This window comes from Anoxybacillus sp., from assembly GCF_036834105.1.
Lineage (GTDB): Bacteria > Bacillota > Bacilli > Bacillales > Anoxybacillaceae > Anoxybacillus.
Window position 1 is genome coordinate 1 of sequence record NZ_DAITON010000090.1, and the last position, 1,929, is coordinate 1,929.

General features: G+C 41.8%; 2 protein-coding genes. One reads left to right on the top strand and one right to left on the bottom strand.

The genetic code is table 11. The annotated features are described in order from the left end of the window. Window positions 1–35: 35 nt before the first annotated feature. Window positions 36–749 (bottom strand): RNA polymerase sporulation sigma factor SigK, encoded by a 714-nt coding sequence (gene sigK, locus V7Z64_RS09360; RefSeq protein ID WP_003393828.1) that lies wholly within the window; start codon window positions 747–749, stop codon window positions 36–38. Window positions 750–925: 176 nt separating this feature from the next. Here sigK and V7Z64_RS09365 point away from each other — a divergent pair. After that, window positions 926–1,929, top strand: a 1,004-nt coding sequence (locus tag V7Z64_RS09365; protein ID WP_442885135.1) for a TrkH family potassium uptake protein, incomplete at its 3' end; no start/stop codon positions are given.

Below are 1,929 nucleotides of genomic sequence, written 5' to 3' on the forward strand. Positions count from 1 at the left end.
AAAAGGTGTCCCGAACGTGTGGGACACCTTTTTAGTTACGATCCTTTTTTTCCTTTATCATGCTTATAACATTCATGAAACAGTTTCATTAATGCGCGCTTTTCGATGCGTGAGACGTAGCTGCGTGAGATGCCAAGATCTTTGGCAATTTCGCGCTGGGTGCGTTCCGGTTGCATATTTAAACCGAAGCGGCTAATAATGACTTGACGTTCGCGTTCATCGAGAATGTGTAAATGTTGGGCAATATTTTCGAGCTCATTACTTTTTTCGATCATATCGATAATATCTTCATCTTCTGATTTTAATACATCTAATAAACTAATTTCATTTCCATCGCGATCTTGCCCGATCGGGTCGTGAAGAGAAACATCTTTTCTTGTTTTTTTCAGCGAACGAAGATGCATCAAAATCTCATTTTCAATACAACGGGCGGCATACGTGGCAAGCTTCGTTCCTTTCCCAGTGGAATAGCTTTCAATTGCTTTAATTAAGCCGATCGTGCCAATTGAAATTAAATCTTCTGGGTCTTCTCCGGTGTTTTCAAACTTTTTCACGATGTGAGCGACGAGACGTAAATTATGTTCGATCAGCTTGTTTCGAGCATGTTCATCTCCTTTCGCCATCTGTTTCAAATACATCGCTTCCTCTTTTGCATCAAGCGGTTGTGGAAAGGCATTATTTTTTACATAAGAAACTAAAAAGACGAGCTCTTTTACAAATAAAGCAAGCGCAGAAAAAATCGTGCCCATGGTCGTTCACCTCACAGGTGGTCATTTGTTGCTTATGTATGTATATGCATTAGAAAACTCGTTCGTGTTTGGACACTTTATTTTCTTTTTCCTTCTTTGTTTAATAAAGAAAATGATATATAATCGAGAAATATAAAAACATGATGTGAAAGAAGGATGAGGTTGTGCGAAAAGGAATGACAAAGCCGTTAAAACTCAGTCCGCCACAACTGTTAGCACTTATGTTTCTTTTTCTCGTCGTTGTCGGTGGAGTGTTGTTGAAGCTGCCGATTGCGACAGAACGGGAAATTAGTTGGCTTGACGCATTATTTTTGTCGACGTCCGCAGCAACGGTAACGGGATTAGCACCGATTGATCCAGGATCTACATTTACGACGTTCGGGGAAATCGTTTTAATGGTGCTTATCCAAGTTGGTGGGCTTGGGATTATGACGTTTGCGGTGCTTGTCGTCATCGTCCTTGGCAAAAAAATTGGGATGAAGCAGCGCATGTTGATGCAAGAAGCGTTGAATCAACCGTCACTTGGGGGCGTCATTCGACTAGCACGTAACGTGCTGTTGTTTTCCTTATTTATGGAGCTCGTTGGCGTGGCATTGTTGGCTATCGATTGGGTTCCGAAAATGGGTTGGACGAAAGGGCTTTACTACAGTCTTTTTCACACGATCGCGTCATTTAATAATGCTGGGTTTGCGTTATGGCCTGATAATTTATCCAAGTTTGTCGGTGATCCGATCGTGAACATGACGGTCACTTCCTTAATTGTTATTGGTGGCCTTGGATTTACAGTCGTATTTGACGTGTTATATCAACGTCGTTGGAGAAAATTGTCCATTCATACGAAACTCATGTTAGTGATGACGCTCGTTGTGAACGTGTTAGCGACTGTTGTTTTCTTTTTACTTGAACATCATAATCCGAAAACGCTCGGTTCCCTTTCACTTTCCGAGCAACTATGGGCATCGTACTTTCAAGGTATTACGCCGAGAACAGCAGGATTTAACACGATTGATGTAGGTTCACTTGACCAGCCGACAGCGATGTTCATGATTTTCCTTATGTTTGTTGGGGCAGGAAGCACATCGACAGGTGGAGGAATTAAACTGACGACGTTTGCCGTTATTGTTTTTGCGGTGGTAAGCTTTTTAAAAGGAAAAGAAGAAACGGTCATTTGGCAGCGTAC

Coding starts and splice junctions, on each gene's coding strand:
- sigK (WP_003393828.1), bottom strand. CDS start 749: ATGGGCACGATTTTTTCTGCGCTTGCTTTATTTGTAAAAGAGCTCGTC.